Here is an 18,380-nt window from a genome sequence, read left to right on the forward strand (position 1 = left end):
ATGATGCAATAATCGCAATATTTGCTTTTAAATTTCAACTTGTAAGCTAATTTACTTATACTGACTTTTAAGGGCTAATTTATTTAAAAGGTAGACTATGGCTAACAAATACCTTGTTGCAATTGATTTATTAGAAGATAACAGAATTCAACGAATGATTGCTGATATTCACTTCCTTGCCTCAAAACCAGAAAATTATTTCCATTTTATTACGGTTATGCCTAATTTACGCTCTTTAGAAGCTTATGGGCTTAATTGTGATTGCACTTCCGTTGTTGAGAAAAAGCAACAAGCTCTAATTTTGCTAACTGAAAAATTAGAACAATGTGTAAAACAACAATTTAACTTACCTAAAGAGCAATACCAGTGCCATGCTGTTATCGGCACACCTAATTATAATATTCTAGAATTAGCAGAAAAAGTGGATGCAGATACCATTATTATTGGTTCAAGCTCGCGTAATCAACGTAATATATTACTAGGATCTACTGCTGATTATATTGTGAATAATACGTCACGTTCAGTAATGGTTATACGTAAATAAAATCACTAGCCCCCTATCTTTTGGCAATAATGCTAGGTTGTTTATTGCCAAAAGTATTCTGCCATCCTTCGGATTATAAATAGCACTAAATGCACATTAATTTTTTCATATCAAAGAATTAACTTGTTAGAATACGGACCAAAAAACAAAAATTTCATGTCTTTTTTCAGTTCAATATTTACATTAATTCTACTCAAAAGATAAAGATTGTCCTGCATTAAAATCTTTCGCATTAAGGTATTTTCGTCCTAACACGCCAGTGCAATGGCATCCATACACATCGATATTTTTATCTATTGCTTTCTTAGCACGTTGTAATGCTGATGGGGTTGCACAACGCAAATGTAATCCCCCCACAATTGCTTGAATTTGATGATTACCTGTTATTTTTTTCGCATGTTTAACTATAGATTCAATACCAGAGTGACTACAGCCCGTAATAATCACTAAGCCTTTTTTTCCTTGCCAAACAAGAAAGCTATCATCAAGAACATAATCATCTTCTTCGCCTAATTGATGAATAATAACACCATAACGTTTACTCACTTGGCGTTGTGTCACCTGTCCTGAATAAATGAAATTCTTCTCAATTGTTAAAGGAACTTCTGTTAATTCAAAAGAAAATTGTGTTTCAAGTTTTTTGCGATCAAAAAAAGGGGCTAATCGTTTAAATTTAATATTTTTATTGCCTAAAAAAAGCGCTGAATAACGAACCGAAAATAGATGAGGATGAGCGATAACTCGTGGCTTATTGGGAAAAAAGTCTACTGGTAAATGCGTAAGTCCACCAAAATGATCATAATGCCCATGGGAGACAACAATTGTTTTCAATGTGGTTAAATCAATTCCCATTTTTTTGGCATTTGAAATAAAGGTAAGATCTTTTCCTGTATCAAAAAGTATTTTAGCTTGGCACTCATCATCTTCTAATAATAATGATAAGCCAGGATAGTGATTAAGCTCAGGATTGATTGATTTATTTTCTAGTAATGCAGTGATGGTTAACATTAGTTTTGATGATTATCGTTATTAGAAGATGGCTTATAGTAATGAAAAAAAGGAAGTGTTCCAAATATAAAAACCATTGATTTGTGCGATCCTCACTATCTCGTTACACAACCGCTGTTATATTAAAATCAAATATAACAGCGGTATTATTATAAATTGCAGTTACTCTTATACAACTATACAGTCTGCTAAGTCTTATCTCACCACCATAACAGAGCGTTTAGCGTAGCGTGTAATATCAGCAGCTGTTGAACCAATATGATAAGAATCATCTTCGGGATTATGAGAGCCGATTACGATTAAATCTGCGTTTACTTCATCTGCAACCTGCAATATGGCATCTCGTGGTGTTCCTATGCAAATATGTGTTTGCATTCTGTCTTCAGGTAAATCAAACCGTTCAATAATTTTTTTTAACTCTTTCTCAGCTGACGTTTTTAAGCATCCTTGATCTAATTGATCACCATTCATAACAAGTCGATAATAAGAAGATTGTGGAAGTTTTGGGAGTACATACAAAAAATGAACATAAGGATCTTCATTTTTTGCAATATCTTCCACTAACGGAATTGCTTTGTTCATCAGGTTATCTTCATCAATATCAATGGGAACCAAAATATTCTTATACATACCGCCTCCTTTTATTTTAATTGTAGGATAGTGTATTTTTAAAAAATTACCGGATGTAGTTAACATATTTTAAAAATATTTTATCACACCTAAATAACGCCTATTTTTCACTCAGTAAATAACAAAGCATACACTTATTAAATTAATAATTGAGCCTATAATGAGATTATGGATATATAAGTCTAATATCTTTATTTTAGATTATGTCTTTTTATAAATGAATTATTTTATCAGTAATAAAAAATTCAAAAAAAAAGCCTTATTAAATTAAATAAGGCTTTTCTCTTTCATTACGCGATGAATACTTTATTTTTGAACATTCTTTTTTTGTTTGTTCTTTTTAACATATTGATAGCCTATTGCTAGTGCAATAAACCACAATGGTGTCACACTTAACGCTTGGCGAGTATCATGTTCAAAAGCCAATAATACTGTCATAAAGGCAAAAAAAGCAAGACATAGCCATGACATCAAAATACCTAATGGCATTTTATAAATAGATTTCTCATGCAACTGTGGACGTTTTTTACGATACGCTAAATAAGAGCATAAAATCATACTCCAAATAAACATAAATAATAACGCCGACACTGTTGTTACCAAGGTAAATACATGCATAACATCGGGAATAAAGTAAATTAATACAATTCCACATGATAAACATAAACTGGTGAATAACAGTCCATTGGCAGGTACAGCTCGTTTAGATAATTGGCTAAACTGCTTTGGTGCTTCGCCCTCTTTTGATAAACCGAATAACATACGGCTTGTGGAAAATATACCACTATTAGCAGAAGACGCGGCTGCCGTTAATACGACAAAGTTTACTAAACTTGCAGCTGCGGGTATTCCTATCATGACAAATAGCTCAACAAATGGGCTTTTATCAGCCAAAATTGAACGCCATGGTGTCACCGACATAATAATTGCTAAAGCCAAAACGTAAAAAGTAATAATACGAATGGGAATCGCATTAATCGCTTTTGGCAACGATTTTTCCGGATTACGTGTTTCAGCCGCAGCGGTTCCTACTAATTCTATGCCGACAAAAGCAAAAATAGCGATTTGGAAGCCCGCAAAAAAACCACTTAGCCCTTTAGGGAACATTCCCCCATCATTCCAGATATTCTCTAATGCCGCTGTATGTCCCGCAGGAGATTCAAATCCAATACTGATAAGAACAATCCCCACAATAATCAAAGAAACAATAGCTGTTATTTTTATCATGGAGAACCAAAATTCCATTTCCCCAAACAGTTTTACTGTCGCTAAGTTCAAAATAAGCAGTGTCAGCACACAAATAAACGATGTTCCCCATTCAGGGAAATTAGGTGCCCAATAACTAATATAAGACGTTATGGCGACAATATCAGCAATGCCTGTAATAACCCAACAAAACCAATAAGTCCAACCGACAAAAAAGCCTGCCCAAGGCCCTAATAAATCACCAGCAAAATCACTAAATGATTTATATTCTAAATTTGATAATAACAACTCTCCCATAGCTCTCATAACAAAGAACAGGACAAAGCCGATTATCATATAGACAAAAATAATTGATGGCCCAGCTAATGAAATGGTTTTCCCTGAGCCCATAAATAGACCAGTACCAATAGCTCCACCAATAGCAATTAATTGAATATGACGATTTGTTAGCCCGCGTTGTAGAGTGGCATTTTTCACTCTAGCGGGAGGAGAAATTTCTGTTTGCTCTTCCATACCATACCTGAAATGTGTTCATATTTTTGATGTTGTTTTGCCACTATTTTATTTTTTGACGTGGCAATATGTTTGCGAAATTATTGTGACACAAATCTCAGTGTAAGTAATGAAAAGATCACTTTTAGTAAAATGAATGATGCTTTGATAACCAGATAAGATCCTTTCTTTAATTTATTTGGTGATATTTTATCCATTTGAAAAAAATTAAAATAAGGGCTTGACCATCGCTTTTGAGAAGAGAATAATCTGCGCATCGGGTTGTTAGCTCAGTCGGTAGAGCAGTTGACTCTTAATCAATTGGTCGGGGGTTCGAACCCCCCACGACCCACCAATTTTACGCTGAGAAATCAGGCAGATAGGCCACTTAGAAATAAGTGGCTTTTTTGTTTTTATAGCTGAGTGTCGCAAAAATATCGCACAAGTTTTTATCTCTCCCTTCCGAAAGCCGAAAGTTGTCGATTTTATTTAAAAATAATTAGTCGTAATAAATTTAATAATTAATAAAAAACAAATAGAATAAAAAACCATTAAAAATAATAAAGCCAGATAATCCATTCACATCCACTCTATGTTAACCAAGCATCTCAAAAATAAATTTTCTTAATCATTTCTGTTTGACGCCTACGCAAAGAATCCAATCACCACACACTCTCGCAATATGTTTTGTAAAAAATTCAAACTGAAATAATTTTTAGATCCAAATTATGCAGACGGGTGCGGATTTGTGCGTTTTACATCATAAATGATTTTATTTCGTGGGATTATGTGCGCGCAGTTGCACGCTCTCGATGAGATCCATTAAATAACGTAGAAATGGATATATTGACGAACAAGGATAGTAACAATTTGTTGACTTAGTGCGCACAGGTAAACATCCCTCTGCGATCATGTCGCGAATGGTTGATCTAGAATGTGCTGAACGCGTCGATTGTAAGATAAGGCGTGTTTATGTTGATTGTAATATTAGGATGCATAAGGCAAAATCCCATATTAGGTTTTATTCGATGCTACTCGATAACAATCGCTTTTACTATCAGAGCCAATATCTATCCAAGATGGAAATAGTTACTTCATTATTGATAAAAAATATAACGATGTTTTCGATGGAAAATGGCTCATCGAAATTGATGGAAAAAATAGTATTAGAGAACTGACTAGAATGCCTATGCAACGCGTTAGAGTTTCAGATATTGGAATGGCTTTTGATTGTGAAATTTCTGATATAAAAATTCACGGTCGAGTAATTACTATTATTGAAAATCAGTAAGAAAGGTATTAATGATGAAATATCTAGCATTAACAATCGGATTGTTATTATCTCTAAATGTATCTGCAAAAATGAGTGAATGTGATATTGCAAAAGAAGCTTTTAGAGATTCATATTCATTGATGAACGATATTTTTCTTTTTGGTATGGATTCCGATGATAAACCTAGAGAATATAACTATTACCATACATGGTATAAAAATTATTACCCTAACAAACTCGAAGATCTCAAAGATAAATATGGATCATTAGCAAACAAAATAGACAGTAACAATCCTATATATTTAGGTACTACATCAATCGCTCAAGTTAACGGTATAGCAAGTGCTATGGATCTATACTTAAAGGATAATTCTAATAAAAGCAGATTAAAAGAAGAATATCTCTTATATGATTCTATGTACCAGAAATTAGTTGAAAATTGCGGAGAGATTTTCTCTTATGTTGATAACTAAACAACCAGATGCTCGTTGGCAAGTTGAGAGCTACCCTAACGGTCGAACAGGTAAACGAATTAGAAAAGTATTCACCACAAAAGGTGAAGCTATTTCATTTGAACGTTACGTTCTTGAACAAACAGAAGATAAATGTTTATTGTCTGAGTTGGTTGAAATCTGGTTTCGTGCTCATGGTATTACATTAGCTGATGGTGAAAGCCGAAAACAAATGATGTTATTCGGTTGCCAAGCAATGGGCGAACCTTTAGCAACTGAGTTTAATGCTAAGTTATTTTCTGTTTATCGTGAAAAACGATTAAGTGGAAAGATTACTCGTGCCGATAGGATCAAGTCCGTTGCTCCAAGAACAACAAACCTTGAACTAGCCTATTTTCGCGCTATGTTTAATGAGTTGCATCGATTGGGTGAATGGAAAGATGATAATCCATTAAAGAATGTTCGCTCATTTCGTACTGATGGATCAGAAATGGCGTTTCTTTCTGATGAACAGATTATCCAACTGCTAGAAGAATGCGATAAAAGCAAAGCGAAAGACTTATCTATTATTGTCAAGATTGCGCTTTCTACTGGAGCGCGTTGGTCAGAAGCTGAAGGTTTAACCAGTTCACAAGTTACTCCTTACAATATTACATTTACCAAAACAAAAGGTAAACGTAATAGAACTGTACCTATATCAGAAGAGTTGTTTAATGAAATTCCGAAACGTAGAGGTCAATTATTTACGCCCTGCTATTCTGCTTTTTGTTCAGCAATAATACGAGCCAATATTGAATTACCCCATAGGCAATCATCGCATGTTTTACGACATACTTTTGCCTCATATTTTATGATGTCAGGCGGTAATATTTTAGTTTTACAGCGGATATTAGGTCATACCGATATTAAAATGACTATGCGATATTCGCATTTCGCCCCAGAGCATTTAAATGATGCGCTGATGTTTAATCCTTTGGTGAAGTTGAAGATATGACTATTTTAATCTACATTTTTTGTGTCTTTCTATTTTTATGTTTATTTATCGTACCTAAAAATAAAGAAAAACTTCGTCCTTTTAAAAAATATCTTTTCAATAAGTTTACCCTAAATGAGAATAGTTTACACAAGCAAGGCCTTTTTTGGTTTGCTATCCTATTTCCTTTATATTCGAGTTTATGTTTTATTTTCCTTTTGGGTTGGGATTATCCATTTAAATGGGATGCCATTGGATTTAATAATTTTTTAAACATACATAAGTTTTCACTAGGTATTTTAGCTTTATCACCAATATTAGGCGCATTTGTTGTTAGTACACATCGCTCAATTCAAACAGCTAAACAAATAGAAGTCACTGAGAAAAAAAATAAAGTTGATATTTATCATACTATTAAAAAAAATATAATAGATGAATTAAATAATTATACAAATAAAGATTTTATATTTTCTGTTAGTGCATATGACTTGTATGCAAAAGGATATTTAAAAGATAATAACTTTGAAATGAAAGTCAACACTATGTATTTAGAGAAGATAGAGAAAAAAATTCAAGAAATAGTAAATCTCAAATCTATACTAAAAAAAGATAAAATAAAAACCTACAATAGTATAGCCAATAAAAAAATAAAAGTATATTCAGAAGAAATTTTCATTGCGGTAGTTACTATTAATAATATTCTTACAGATTCAATTCCCACAATAAATTTAAAATTTAAAAAGTATAACTCTAATGATTTAAAAGAAAAACGGGGTTATTATAATGATATGATAAAAAAAGTAAAAATAACAGATAATACAGATAATGAAACTAAAAATAATATGATTTATAATATAATAGAAAATGGAGAATATAGTCATAAAATAGTTGGAGATATTGAAGATGAAAATAAAAAAATAAAAAATTTGATTGATTATATAGATTCTTCCATTATTTCCTTATGTGAATTTATAACAGATTTCCTCCTTATTCTTTACCCTCAAATAGATGCTAATAAATTCATTCCAAGTCTAGATAAATTAGTTTATATGAATGGCGACAAAGTGGCGACAGAAAACCAGAACAACCATGAATAATCATGTTTTATCGTTTTCTAACTTATTGAAAAGTTTATAACTTATTGATTTTACAGTGGTATAAATACTACTCTTAATCAATTAGTCGGGGGTTCGAACCCCCCACGACCCACCAATTTTACGCTGAGAAATCAGGCAGATAGGCCACTTAGAAATAAGTGGCTTTTTTGTATCTGAAAGAAATTAACGACAAAAGTACTATTTTCTAGTGTGCTTTTTATATTAAATTCAAGATCACATTTGAATATAACTTAGCTGAAAGATTAATTAGTTATTTTTTGAAAAATGGAGGAGAGAGATAAGATATTTATCTAATAAGGAGGTGTGATTAAAAGTAACTCACTAAAACCTTATTTAAAATTTAACTAATCACTAAATTATTATTGGTTAATTATCGTCAACTACATTTATTAAATATAAAATACACTGTTGAGTAAGTTTGTCCCTATTTTACTTTTCTTGAAAGCGATTAATAAATTATCATCTTTCTTTTTTACTGAAATCTCATAATTACCGGTTGGCAAAAAAATAATCTTTCCAGAGCGATATTCAGGATCATCAGGCTCTAAATCACCGCCAGTTGTATCCTCTCCTGCACCAATAAAAATTTCACCTGATGGACAATTTATATTTACCTTCACATCCGCATCTTCAATGTTGTCGCATAGATTAATTGTGTAAAAACCATCATTTCCTATATCAATAAAGGCAATATTACCTTTATTCATTTCATCTAACTCATCATCAGGTATGCTCCACCAATCTGCTGTATCTGATTTTCGATGTTGGATCGCTTGTAAATCAAAAACGGCCAGCGTTGCAGTATCAGTCATAAAAGAAAATACGTTTGACATCTTAATGCTCCAAAAACAGTTTTGATCGTACAACATATATCATTCCCTTTATATGTCGGTTAATCATATAAGATTTTATCTATACTATTTAGTAAACCAATTCCCTATACTAGACTTCTATTTTATGCACTACTTATACTCTAAATATTTGCAACAACTTGAATATATACAAACAGATACTCTAAGTAATTCAAGTTACAGCTAGGCGACAAGTGAATAAGCCGCTAGGAGCATACATCAGTATGTGGCTAGTACGAATGAACGCAAGCAACAACGCTGTAGCTTAAAGTATGACAAGTATATACATGGACGGACTTATGAAATCACAATTATTCCTTCTCTCTCTTTCACTATATGCATTTTCTTCATTTTCTGCGATCGCGGCTTCAACACAATGCACTGATGCTGAAAAACAAACAAATATTTCCAATACTACAATTATGTTACTCAGTTCCTTTAATGGCCCGGTGAAATCAGTCACGATGACAAGTACGTTGCCAAATGATGGTCGTTTTAAAGCGCTCAAAGGAGAAATTCAGCTTGATGAATGTGGAAACTTACTAAAAGATAGCACATCAATGCAGGAATACATTGAAGGTAGCATAGAAACTAATTTGATAAGAACAACCCCTGATAATCCTTTAGTTATTCGGTATCAATTCCAACTAAAAAATTCCTATGGTTCACATTCTATATATATGCAGGAAAACTATAGTAAAGATCAGCAAAATCGACTCAATAAGAAGATCACTCAATACTATGCTAATGATGGAGAATTGATAGATACACTCACTAGCCAATTCGACTATAAAGAAGGACGTATCGTTAAAGAGATCGCACATTCATCAACCTCTTCTGAAGAGGTTTTTACAACCGAATATGCTTATGATCCACAAGGAAGGCTACGTTTAGTCACAGAAGATGAAAAAATAAACGTTGAGTACCAATATGACGATCAAGGGAAAGTTATCAAACAAGCAAACTATATAAAAGGAATGAATGGCGAAGATAAAGCTTTTATCTCTACCTGCCTTGAATGGGATAAATTTGATAACTGTACAAAAGAGCAACTCGAAAGCACTATAAAATTTGATGATGAAATGATTAATTACAGTAAAGCTGTGCTACATAACGAATTTACTTACTACGAATAATATAAAGATACTTTATTATTCCTAGAATAAACTATTAATATAAAAATCAGACTATCAAAAATAGACTGGTTTTTATATTTTCTTCTCTATTATTTATCTACAATTAAATTGAGTGATACTTTCATTAAAAAACAATTTGTGTAAAACTACTTAAATCAATTAATGATGAATATGTTCTTATAGCATGTTCTCTTTTAATAAAATTAAGATGACCCATTACATGAAATTACCATTACTCTTTATTTTTTCTCTATACACACTTTTTATTACATTACCTGCATTTGCTACGCCCCTCTCTTGTGGTCAATCACAAAAACAGGTCAACAAAGCCAACAATATGTTTATTACGCTCGATTTTAACTATGGACCAATAAAAAAAATCACAACGACCAGTAAATTACCAGAAAAAGGACGATTCAAAGCTTTTCAGGGAGAAGCTCAATTTGATGAATGTGGAATTTTGACTAAATATGATTTTTCTACACAAGAGTATATTCATGAACACATTGAAACTAATCTTTTAAGAATGTCAACGCCTTACAACCTAAAGTATAAATATCAAATAAAAAATCGTCATAGATCAAACACTCTCTATCTGGTTGAATTTTATGGAAAGAATAATCAAAATCAGTTGATAGATAAAACATCTTATTTCTATGATGATGATGGGTCCCTGATGGGGACTGATTTTACTAAGCTTGTTTACAAAGATAATAAAATTGTGGCGGAAACTATTGTTGGATCTACTGCTGAAAATAAAGGTAACTCAATTCAGTATCACTACGATAAGCAAGGACGTCTTTTAAAAGCGATTGATAATAATGAGATTACCTTAGAATATCACTATGGAAATGACGGTAAAATTTTACGTCAAATGCAAATATTTACCAGTCTATATGATGATATAAGAGAATATGACAACACCTGTCGAGAATGGGATAAATATAATAATTGCTTAATCTGGGATATGGTAAGCGAAGTAAGAAAAGATGATAAATTAATCGACACTAGCACTGCCACTGTTTACCATGAATATGAATATTATGAATAACTTATTGTTTTTTTTTGGATAAAGAAATCTCAATTTGAGGATCTTATATTGTTAAAAAAACGCTTTTTATGCAGTAAAATCGCTGTTACTTATATCGATACTCTTTTTTTGATAACTTATTACATTAGCTGTGTATTGTTTTATTTATCCAAATTTACCAAAAATATTGCTCATTATTTTATTTAACATTTTACCTACAAAAAAATAAAAAAAACCATAAAATAGAACGGCTTATTACAAATCAATTAATTGTAAAGCTACTCAATTATTTTTTAGATTACAATTAACAATTCCATAAAATGTTTTAAACAAGAGTAACTTGGTAAAAATAAATTGATAGTAATGATGCAATCCTTTATATGATAAATCATTTATCAATAATCATATTTAGATTGAAACTCATTTTTTTGAGTGAAAAAATTTAACATCATCAAAAATAGATTTATTTTAATATATTTATTCTATATTTTTCTTCACATACTAAATACTCTTCTATGATACTTTCATTAAAAAATAATTTATGTAAAATTACTTAGGTAAATTAATGATGATATGCTCTGTAGCGTGGTTTCCTTTAATAAAAATTTAAGATGGCTCATTACATGAAATTACCATTAATTCTTATTTTTTTTCTCTGCTCTCTTTTTATTAGCCCCTCTGCTTTTGCGATACAGACCTCTTGTGATGAATCACAAAAACAGATAAATATCGCTAATAATGCATTCATTACAATTAACTTTACATATGGCCCAGTAAAGTCAATTAACATCACCAGCAAGTTACCTGAGAAAGGTCGATTAAAAGCATTTCAAGGTGAAACTGAATTTGATGAATGTGGCTTTCTCACTAAATACAGTTTCTCTACACAAGAATATATCCATGAAAATATTGAGACTAACCTATTAAGAACGCCATCACCTGATAATATAAAACAGATATACCAATTAAAAAACCGCCATCGAACTCATACTCTCTACCTCAGTGAATTTTATAATAAAAACAAGCAAAATCAGTTAATAGGAAAAACATCTTATTTTTATGACAATGATGGTTCATTAATGGGTATAGATAGAAGTCAATTTTCATACCAAGATAATAAAATTGTATTATCAACAATTATTGACTCTAATTCTAATAATAAAGGAAATGTCTTTCATTATCATTATGATGAACAAGGCCGCTTATTAAAAACAATAAATAATAATAATGATGTCATGTCAGAATTCCGTTATGGCGAAGATGGAAAAATATTACAACATATACAGATATATACGAGCTTATACGATGATGTTCGGGAGTATGATAAAACATGTAAAGAATGGGATAAATATAATAATTGTGTGATGTGGGATATGGTTAGTACCATTAAACAACGTGACAAATTAATCGATACCAGTACAGCTACAGTATATTATAAATTTGAATATTATTAATAAGTTAGCTTTTATTAACTTCCTTTTAAATGTGCCCTGTTATCAAAAAATAAAGGTCACTTTATTTAGCTCCGTGACCTTTACTTCCAAACTCTATATTAAGTATCTTAACGATTATGTATTACGGTATAGTGATTCTGCTTCATCAAAGCGTTGTTGATTTGCTTTACTTGGTTCTTTGCCCATTAAACTAATAACAACAATCGCGATAGAGGCAAAAATGAAGCCAGGAATAATTTCATATAACCCGAACCATTTATATTGCATCCACACCAATACAGTTAAAGCACCAATCAACATCCCTGCAAAAGCACCATTACGTGTCATACGCTTCCACATCACAGAGATAAGAATAACAGGGCCAAAAGCGGCACCAAATCCTGCCCATGCGTTACTTACTAAATCGAGAACTTTATTATTAGGATCACGAGCTAAGAAAATCGCTATAATAGCAACTAATAACACCATGCCACGCCCTACCCAAACCAGCTCTTTTTGACTTGCACTTTTACGGATGAAAGGCTTGTATAAGTCTTCTGTTAACGCACTTGCACAGACTAATAATTGACAGCTTAATGTACTCATTACCGCAGCCAGAATTGCAGACAGCAGAATACCTGCAATCCACGGATTAAAGAGCAATGAAGCCAATTCCATAAAAATACGTTCATTTTTCGCCGTTACAGCCCCTGCTTGTGCCGGATTCATTTCAAAATAAGCAATACCAAAGAACCCAACCGCAACTGTGCCACCCAAACAAAGGATCATCCACGTCATACCGATACGACGTGCTTTACGAATTGTTTGATTTGAATCTGCGGCCATAAAACGGGCTAAGATATGAGGTTGCCCAAAGTAACCTAATCCCCACGCCAATAAAGAGATAATGGCGATAAAATCAAGACCTTTAAACATATCAAGATAAGACGGATCTTTAGCTTTAATAATTGCAATAGAAGTATCAATGCCACCAATGGAGAAAATCACAATAATCGGTGTTAGGATCAGAGCAAAAATCATGAGTGTTGCCTGAACAGTGTCAGTCCAGCTTACAGCAAGAAAGCCACCTAAAAAAGTATAGGCAATTGTTGCAAGCGCACCATAAATCATTGCTTCGTGATAAGGAATATGGAAGGTTGATTCAAATAGCATTCCACCAGCAACCACACCAGACGCACAATAGATAGTAAAAAAGGTAAGAATAACTAATGCTGAAATGATACGTAGCATTTTGCTTTTATCATCAAAGCGAGATGTCAAATAATCAGGCAACGTTAATGCATTATTATTTTTTTCAGTTTGCAAACGTAAACGCCCTGCAACTAAACGCCAGTTTAGCCATGCACCTAAACAGAGCCCAATAGCTATCCAACTTTCAGAAATACCAGCGAAAAAAACTACACCAGGTAATCCCATTAATAGCCATCCACTCATATCTGAAGCACCCGCTGAAAGCGCAGTCACTACACTGCCTAGCCGTCGCCCCCCTAAAATATAGTCATCAAAGTTTTTTGTTGAGCGATAAGCTAGATAGCCAATAAAAAGCATACCCAGAATATAGATCGTAAATGTAATTAGCATTGGCGAAGTTAAGGCCATAATTGCAGTTCTCCATAAATCTGTTTTCGATCATCGATATGCTTCTGACTTGTACAGGAACGTTGCACTTCGTTGCGCATTAATGATCTTTTCAGTTTTTAATTAAAATAATTTCTTACAGCAACAGATAAAACATTCACATCAATCCTAGAATAAGTTAACTGCATTTAACAAGAAATTAACGTTTAAATGTTTAATTTTTGTTTATCACTTCACACTATTTGTCTTAATTTGAACAACATTATAAATATAAACATCAATAAAATAAATATAATTAACTGATTTATATGGACATATTAAAAGATACAAAGTGATTTATTTTTAATCACTCATAAAACCTGACCACTTTCACATTATTTATAAATAAATTGTTAACAATGTTGCACAAAGTTGCAACATGAATGATATTAATAAAAATAACGGGTAACAGTACTTGTGAATGAGAAATAGAATATGAGGAGCACTGCATGAGTAGCACAACAATGGGTGTTAGACTTGATGAAGATACCCGCAATAGATTAAAAGAGGCTGCACAAAAATTAGATAGAACATCGCATTGGTTAATTAAACAAGCTATCTTCAATTATCTTGAACAAATTGAAAATGATCAGGTGAATATTGTTAATACAACATTTGCTGAGCAAGATCTTGAAGGAGATACTGAAACACCAATAGCCCATTATCAGCCTTTTTTAGAGTTTGCTGAACATATTCACCCGCAATCTGTTTTACGCTCTGCCATTACCTCTGCATATCGCACACCTGAGATACAGGCTGTTCCTATGCTGTTGCAGCAAGCGACATTACCTGAAAATGAAGCCCAAGCAACGCATAAATTAGCCTATTCCATTGCCGAAAAATTACGTAAACAAAAAAATGGCATTGGACGTTCAGGACTTGTACAAGGCTTATTACAAGAATTTTCACTTTCTTCGCAAGAAGGTGTGGCTTTAATGTGTTTAGCGGAAGCGTTACTGCGTATTCCAGATAAAGCCACACGTGATGCTCTTATTCGTGACAAAATTAGTCATGGTAATTGGCGCTCACACTTAGGACAAAGCCAATCGATGTTTGTAAATGCAGCAACATGGGGCTTATTATTCACGGGTAAATTAGTTTCTACACATAATGAAGAAAAACTCTCTAACTCTTTAAATCGCATCTTGACTAAAAGTGGTGAGCCATTAGTGCGTAAAGGCGTTGATATGGCCATGCGTTTAATGGGGGAGCAATTCGTTACAGGTGAGACTATTTCTCAAGCACTAGCGAATGCACGTAAGCTTGAAGAGAAAGGCTTTAGCTATTCTTATGACATGTTAGGTGAAGCTGCACTAACGGAAAAAGACGCACAAGATTACTTAGTTTCCTATCAGCAAGCTATCCACGCCATTGGTAAAGCGTCTAATGGCAGAGGTATTTATGAAGGCCCAGGAATATCAATCAAGCTTTCAGCATTACATCCTCGCTACAGTCGTGCACAATATGAACGTGTTATGTCAGAGCTTTACCCTCGCCTGCTCTCATTAACATTACAAGCAAAGCAATATGATATCGGTATTAATATTGATGCAGAAGAAGCGGATAGACTTGAGATTTCACTCGACCTTCTTGAAAAGCTCTGTTTTGAACCTGAATTAGCGGGTTGGAATGGGATTGGTTTTGTTATTCAAGCCTACCAAAAGCGTTGCCCATTAGTGATTGATTATGTCATCGATTTAGCTCGCAGAAGCCGTCGTCGCTTAATGGTCCGCTTAGTAAAAGGCGCATATTGGGATAGCGAAGTAAAACGCGCTCAAATTGATGGTCTTGAGGATTACCCTGTTTATACTCGTAAAGTGTATACCGATGTTTCCTATTTGGCTTGTGCAAAGAAACTACTTGCATCACCTAATTTTATTTATCCTCAATTTGCAACACATAACGCGCACACCCTTTCCGCAATTTATCATTTGGCAGGACAAAACTATTACCCCGGACAATATGAATTCCAATGTTTACATGGCATGGGCGAGCCTCTTTATGCACAAGTTGTAGGAAAAATAGCAGACGGAAAGTTAGGTCGTCCTTGTCGCATTTATGCACCAGTAGGAACTCATGAAACATTACTTGCCTATTTAGTGCGCCGTTTACTTGAAAATGGTGCCAACACCTCATTTGTAAACCGCATCGCGGATACCACTATTTCCCTTGATGAGTTGGTCGCTGATCCGGTCAAAGAAGTCAATAAAATAGCACAGGCTGAGGGGCAAGTTGGGCTTTCACACCCTAAAATTCCACTTCCTCATCAGCTTTATGGTGATGAACGTAAAAATTCACCAGGTATTGATATGTCAAATGAACACCGTTTGGCATCACTCTCTAGTGCATTATTAACCTCGGCCACTGAAAATAGACATTGTGAACCGTTGTTAGGTGATACGTTTAATTCTTCAGAAAAAATACAAGATCCTCAATCTGTTCTAAACCCAGCAAATCATACTGATACAGTCGGTACAGTAAGAGAAACCACTGAAGCCGAGGTAGATTTTGCTTTAACGGTTGCTCAAGAAAATGGAGAAATATGGTTTGCAACACCTCCTACACAAAGAGCCTCTTTCTTAGTTCGCACTGCGGAATTAATGGAACAACAAATGGGTCCATTAATGGGAATTTTAGTGCGCGAAGCGGGCAAAACTTATAGCAATGCTATTGCAGAAGTACGAGAAGCGATTGATTTTCTCTATTACTATGCAGCGCAAGTTGCACAAGATTTTGATAACAATACACATCGTCCTTTAGGGCCTGTGGTTTGTATCAGCCCATGGAACTTCCCATTAGCTATATTCAGCGGACAGATCGCTGCAGCGTTAGCCGCAGGTAATACCGTACTTGCTAAACCGGCGGAGCAAACGCCTTTAATTGCATCAAAAGCAGTTGAACTCTTCCATCAAGCAGGTGTTCCTCGCTTTGCATTACAGCTGTTACCGGGTCAAGGCGAAACCATTGGCGCACGTTTAGTGGCTGATGAACGTGTTCGTGGTGTGATGTTTACAGGCTCGACAGATGTTGCTCATATTTTACAAAAGACCTTAGCTGGTCGATTAGATAGCGAAGGTCACCCTGTTCCTTTAATTGCAGAAACTGGTGGTTTAAATGCCATGATTGTGGATTCTTCTGCATTAACCGAACAAGTTGTTACAGATGTTATGGCTTCAGCTTATGATAGTGCTGGTCAACGCTGTTCTGCGTTACGTCTTTTATGTATTCAAGAAGAAGTGGCCGATCACACCATTGAGATGCTTAAAGGAGCAATGGCACAAGCGGTAATAGGTGATCCGAGTTTATTATCCACCGATATTGGCCCTGTTATTGATAAAGAAGCTAAAATAGGTATTGAGAAACATATTCAAGTTATGCGTACAGCGGGTTACGATATTTATCAAGCTTCACACAATAACCTGCCAAAACAAATTGAAAATAACAGTACCTTTGTTCAACCGACTCTAATTGAACTAGATAAAGTCAGTTCTCTAAAAAGAGAGATTTTTGGCCCTGTATTACATGTTGTGCGTTATGCAAGCCAAGATTTGCCTGCATTACTCGAAGAAATTAATGCAACAGGTTATGGTTTAACAATGGGCGTTCATACGCGTATTGATGAGACTATCGCTTATGTTGCCTCAAATGCCAAAGTCGGGAATTTATACGTAAATCGTAATATGGTTGGTGCGGTTGTCGGTGTTCAGCCTTTTGGTGGTGAAGGTTTATCCGGTACAGGCCCGAAAGCAGGCGGCCCTGTTTATCTGTATCGCTTATTATCTAAACGCCCTGAAAATGCCGCAACACAAACACTAGCACGTCAAGATGAGACATTCCCACTTGATACTTCTATGCGTAATTTACAAACTTACCATAAGTATATGGAATGGTTATCAAACAAAGCAGATAAATCACACTATGAAGCCTTAGAAAAATATGCTCTTGCATCCCAAGCAGGAACATTACGTGTATTGCCTGGTCCTACTGGCGAACGTAATACTTACCAATTAGTTCCTTGCGGTAATGTGCTTTGCATTTCAGATAATGAGCAAGATGTGTTAACCCAAATAGCAGGTGTTCTCGCCTCGGGTTGTCATGCCATTATCGTCAATAGTGCATTCTCACAAAAAACATACCGTGAATTACCTGATATTGTTAGAAAAGCCATTACATTGACTGAAAACTGGAATGATGAATCACTGAAAATAAATGCGGTTATTTATCATGGTGATGGTGATCAATTACGTGAAACTTGCCAGAAAATTGCTCAACGCAAAGGGGCAATAATTTCTGTTCAAGGATTTTCACGAGGTGAAACGGGCTTGTTGTTAGAGCGTTTATTACATGAAAGAGCATTAAGCATTAATACCGCGGCCGCAGGTGGTAACGCAAGTTTAATGACCATTAGTTAATTAGCTCTCCTCTTTTTCTCTTTTTATTTTGAGACCACCTTTAAGAATTTTTTGATTAAAGGTGGTTTTTTCTTTTATTAATCTAATGGTTATAAAAAATAGCCAAGATAGATATTTATCTTAATGCTGTGACTATTCTCACTCTTTTTATATTTATCCATCGCCGACTATTGAATTAGTAAAT

The 18,380-nt window shown here is 34.0% G+C and carries 14 protein-coding genes and 1 tRNA gene; 10 read left to right on the forward strand and 5 right to left on the reverse strand.

Annotation, left to right across the window (positions count from 1 at the left end; genetic code table 11):
* Window positions 1-97 precede the first annotated feature (97 nt).
* Window positions 98-544, forward strand: coding sequence for a universal stress protein (locus LG402_RS12060; RefSeq protein ID WP_109407757.1), 447 nt, complete (start codon window positions 98-100; stop codon window positions 542-544).
* Between the two features lie 189 nt (window positions 545-733).
* On the opposite strand, the gene LG402_RS12065 is transcribed toward LG402_RS12060, so the two are convergent.
* The 3 genes from LG402_RS12065 to cycA form a co-directional block, all read right to left on the reverse strand.
* On the reverse strand, window positions 734-1,552 hold the full coding sequence (locus tag LG402_RS12065) for an MBL fold metallo-hydrolase (protein ID WP_227335554.1): 819 nt from the start codon (window positions 1,550-1,552) through the stop codon (window positions 734-736).
* 195 nt (window positions 1,553-1,747) lie between these two features.
* Window positions 1,748-2,182 (reverse strand): universal stress protein, encoded by a 435-nt coding sequence (locus LG402_RS12070; RefSeq protein ID WP_109407759.1) that lies wholly within the window; start codon window positions 2,180-2,182, stop codon window positions 1,748-1,750.
* A 306-nt stretch (window positions 2,183-2,488) separates the two neighbouring features.
* On the reverse strand, window positions 2,489-3,901 hold the full coding sequence (cycA, locus tag LG402_RS12075) for a D-serine/D-alanine/glycine transporter (protein WP_109407760.1): 1,413 nt from the start codon (window positions 3,899-3,901) through the stop codon (window positions 2,489-2,491).
* A 258-nt stretch (window positions 3,902-4,159) separates the two neighbouring features.
* Here cycA and LG402_RS12080 point away from each other — a divergent pair.
* The 5 genes from LG402_RS12080 (at window position 4,160) to LG402_RS12100 (ending at window position 7,675) form a co-directional block, all read left to right on the forward strand.
* Window positions 4,160-4,235: transfer RNA gene (locus LG402_RS12080), tRNA-Lys, on the forward strand.
* 711 nt (window positions 4,236-4,946) lie between these two features.
* On the forward strand, window positions 4,947-5,171 hold the full coding sequence (locus LG402_RS12085) for a phage repressor protein CI (protein WP_227336959.1): 225 nt from the start codon (window positions 4,947-4,949) through the stop codon (window positions 5,169-5,171).
* Window positions 5,172-5,185: 14 nt separating this feature from the next.
* A complete protein-coding gene (locus LG402_RS12090; protein WP_109407784.1) occupies window positions 5,186-5,626 on the forward strand; it encodes a hypothetical protein in 441 nt (146 codons plus the stop codon).
* Entirely contained in the window at window positions 5,613-6,599 is a 987-nt protein-coding gene (locus LG402_RS12095; protein WP_227335556.1) for a tyrosine-type recombinase/integrase, read from the forward strand. Before LG402_RS12090 ends, LG402_RS12095 begins: the two co-directional genes overlap by 14 nt.
* Window positions 6,596-7,675: a hypothetical protein gene (locus LG402_RS12100; RefSeq protein WP_227335558.1), complete on the forward strand. Its 1,080-nt coding sequence runs from the start codon at window positions 6,596-6,598 to the stop codon at window positions 7,673-7,675. Before LG402_RS12095 ends, LG402_RS12100 begins: the two co-directional genes overlap by 4 nt.
* 410 nt (window positions 7,676-8,085) lie before the next feature.
* On the opposite strand, the gene LG402_RS12105 is transcribed toward LG402_RS12100, so the two are convergent.
* Window positions 8,086-8,529 (reverse strand): DUF6386 family protein, encoded by a 444-nt coding sequence (locus LG402_RS12105; protein ID WP_227335568.1) that lies wholly within the window; start codon window positions 8,527-8,529, stop codon window positions 8,086-8,088.
* Between the two features lie 317 nt (window positions 8,530-8,846).
* Here LG402_RS12105 and LG402_RS12110 point away from each other — a divergent pair, with 317 nt between their 5' ends.
* The 3 genes from LG402_RS12110 (at window position 8,847) to LG402_RS12120 (ending at window position 12,167) form a co-directional block, all read left to right on the forward strand.
* Window positions 8,847-9,683, forward strand: coding sequence for a hypothetical protein (locus LG402_RS12110; protein WP_166540594.1), 837 nt, complete (start codon window positions 8,847-8,849; stop codon window positions 9,681-9,683).
* Window positions 9,684-9,903: 220 nt separating this feature from the next.
* On the forward strand, window positions 9,904-10,734 hold the full coding sequence (locus tag LG402_RS12115; RefSeq protein WP_166540595.1) for a hypothetical protein: 831 nt from the start codon (window positions 9,904-9,906) through the stop codon (window positions 10,732-10,734).
* Between the two features lie 602 nt (window positions 10,735-11,336).
* Window positions 11,337-12,167 carry a hypothetical protein gene (locus tag LG402_RS12120; protein WP_227335571.1) on the forward strand — a complete coding sequence of 277 codons (831 nt, stop codon included), beginning with the start codon at window positions 11,337-11,339 and terminating at the stop codon, window positions 12,165-12,167.
* Window positions 12,168-12,281: 114 nt separating this feature from the next.
* On the opposite strand, the gene putP is transcribed toward LG402_RS12120, so the two are convergent.
* Window positions 12,282-13,766: a sodium/proline symporter PutP gene (gene putP, locus LG402_RS12125; protein WP_109407791.1), complete on the reverse strand. Its 1,485-nt coding sequence runs from the start codon at window positions 13,764-13,766 to the stop codon at window positions 12,282-12,284.
* Between the two features lie 467 nt (window positions 13,767-14,233).
* On the opposite strand from putP, the gene putA reads away from it, so the two are divergent.
* Window positions 14,234-18,196, forward strand: a complete 3,963-nt coding sequence (putA, locus tag LG402_RS12130) for a trifunctional transcriptional regulator/proline dehydrogenase/L-glutamate gamma-semialdehyde dehydrogenase (protein ID WP_227335572.1) — start codon at window positions 14,234-14,236, stop codon at window positions 18,194-18,196.
* The last annotated feature ends 184 nt before the right edge of the window (window positions 18,197-18,380 follow it).

The organism is Proteus sp. NMG38-2, from assembly GCF_020640995.1.
GTDB lineage: Bacteria > Pseudomonadota > Gammaproteobacteria > Enterobacterales > Enterobacteriaceae > Proteus.

Bases quoted from the DNA above. Each gene is read 5' to 3' on its own strand.
- LG402_RS12060 (WP_109407757.1), top strand. From the start codon at position 98: ATGGCTAACAAATACCTTGTTGCAATTGATTTATTAGAAGATAACAGA.
- LG402_RS12065 (WP_227335554.1), bottom strand. From the start codon at position 1,552: ATGTTAACCATCACTGCATTACTAGAAAATAAATCAATCAATCCTGAG.
- LG402_RS12070 (WP_109407759.1), bottom strand. From the start codon at position 2,182: ATGTATAAGAATATTTTGGTTCCCATTGATATTGATGAAGATAACCTG.
- cycA (WP_109407760.1), bottom strand. From the start codon at position 3,901: ATGGAAGAGCAAACAGAAATTTCTCCTCCCGCTAGAGTGAAAAATGCC.
- LG402_RS12090 (WP_109407784.1), top strand. From the start codon at position 5,186: ATGAAATATCTAGCATTAACAATCGGATTGTTATTATCTCTAAATGTA.
- LG402_RS12095 (WP_227335556.1), top strand. From the start codon at position 5,613: ATGTTGATAACTAAACAACCAGATGCTCGTTGGCAAGTTGAGAGCTAC.
- LG402_RS12100 (WP_227335558.1), top strand. From the start codon at position 6,596: ATGACTATTTTAATCTACATTTTTTGTGTCTTTCTATTTTTATGTTTA.
- LG402_RS12105 (WP_227335568.1), bottom strand. From the start codon at position 8,529: ATGTCAAACGTATTTTCTTTTATGACTGATACTGCAACGCTGGCCGTT.
- LG402_RS12110 (WP_166540594.1), top strand. From the start codon at position 8,847: ATGAAATCACAATTATTCCTTCTCTCTCTTTCACTATATGCATTTTCT.
- LG402_RS12115 (WP_166540595.1), top strand. From the start codon at position 9,904: ATGAAATTACCATTACTCTTTATTTTTTCTCTATACACACTTTTTATT.
- LG402_RS12120 (WP_227335571.1), top strand. From the start codon at position 11,337: ATGAAATTACCATTAATTCTTATTTTTTTTCTCTGCTCTCTTTTTATT.
- putP (WP_109407791.1), bottom strand. From the start codon at position 13,766: ATGGCCTTAACTTCGCCAATGCTAATTACATTTACGATCTATATTCTG.
- putA (WP_227335572.1), top strand. From the start codon at position 14,234: ATGAGTAGCACAACAATGGGTGTTAGACTTGATGAAGATACCCGCAAT.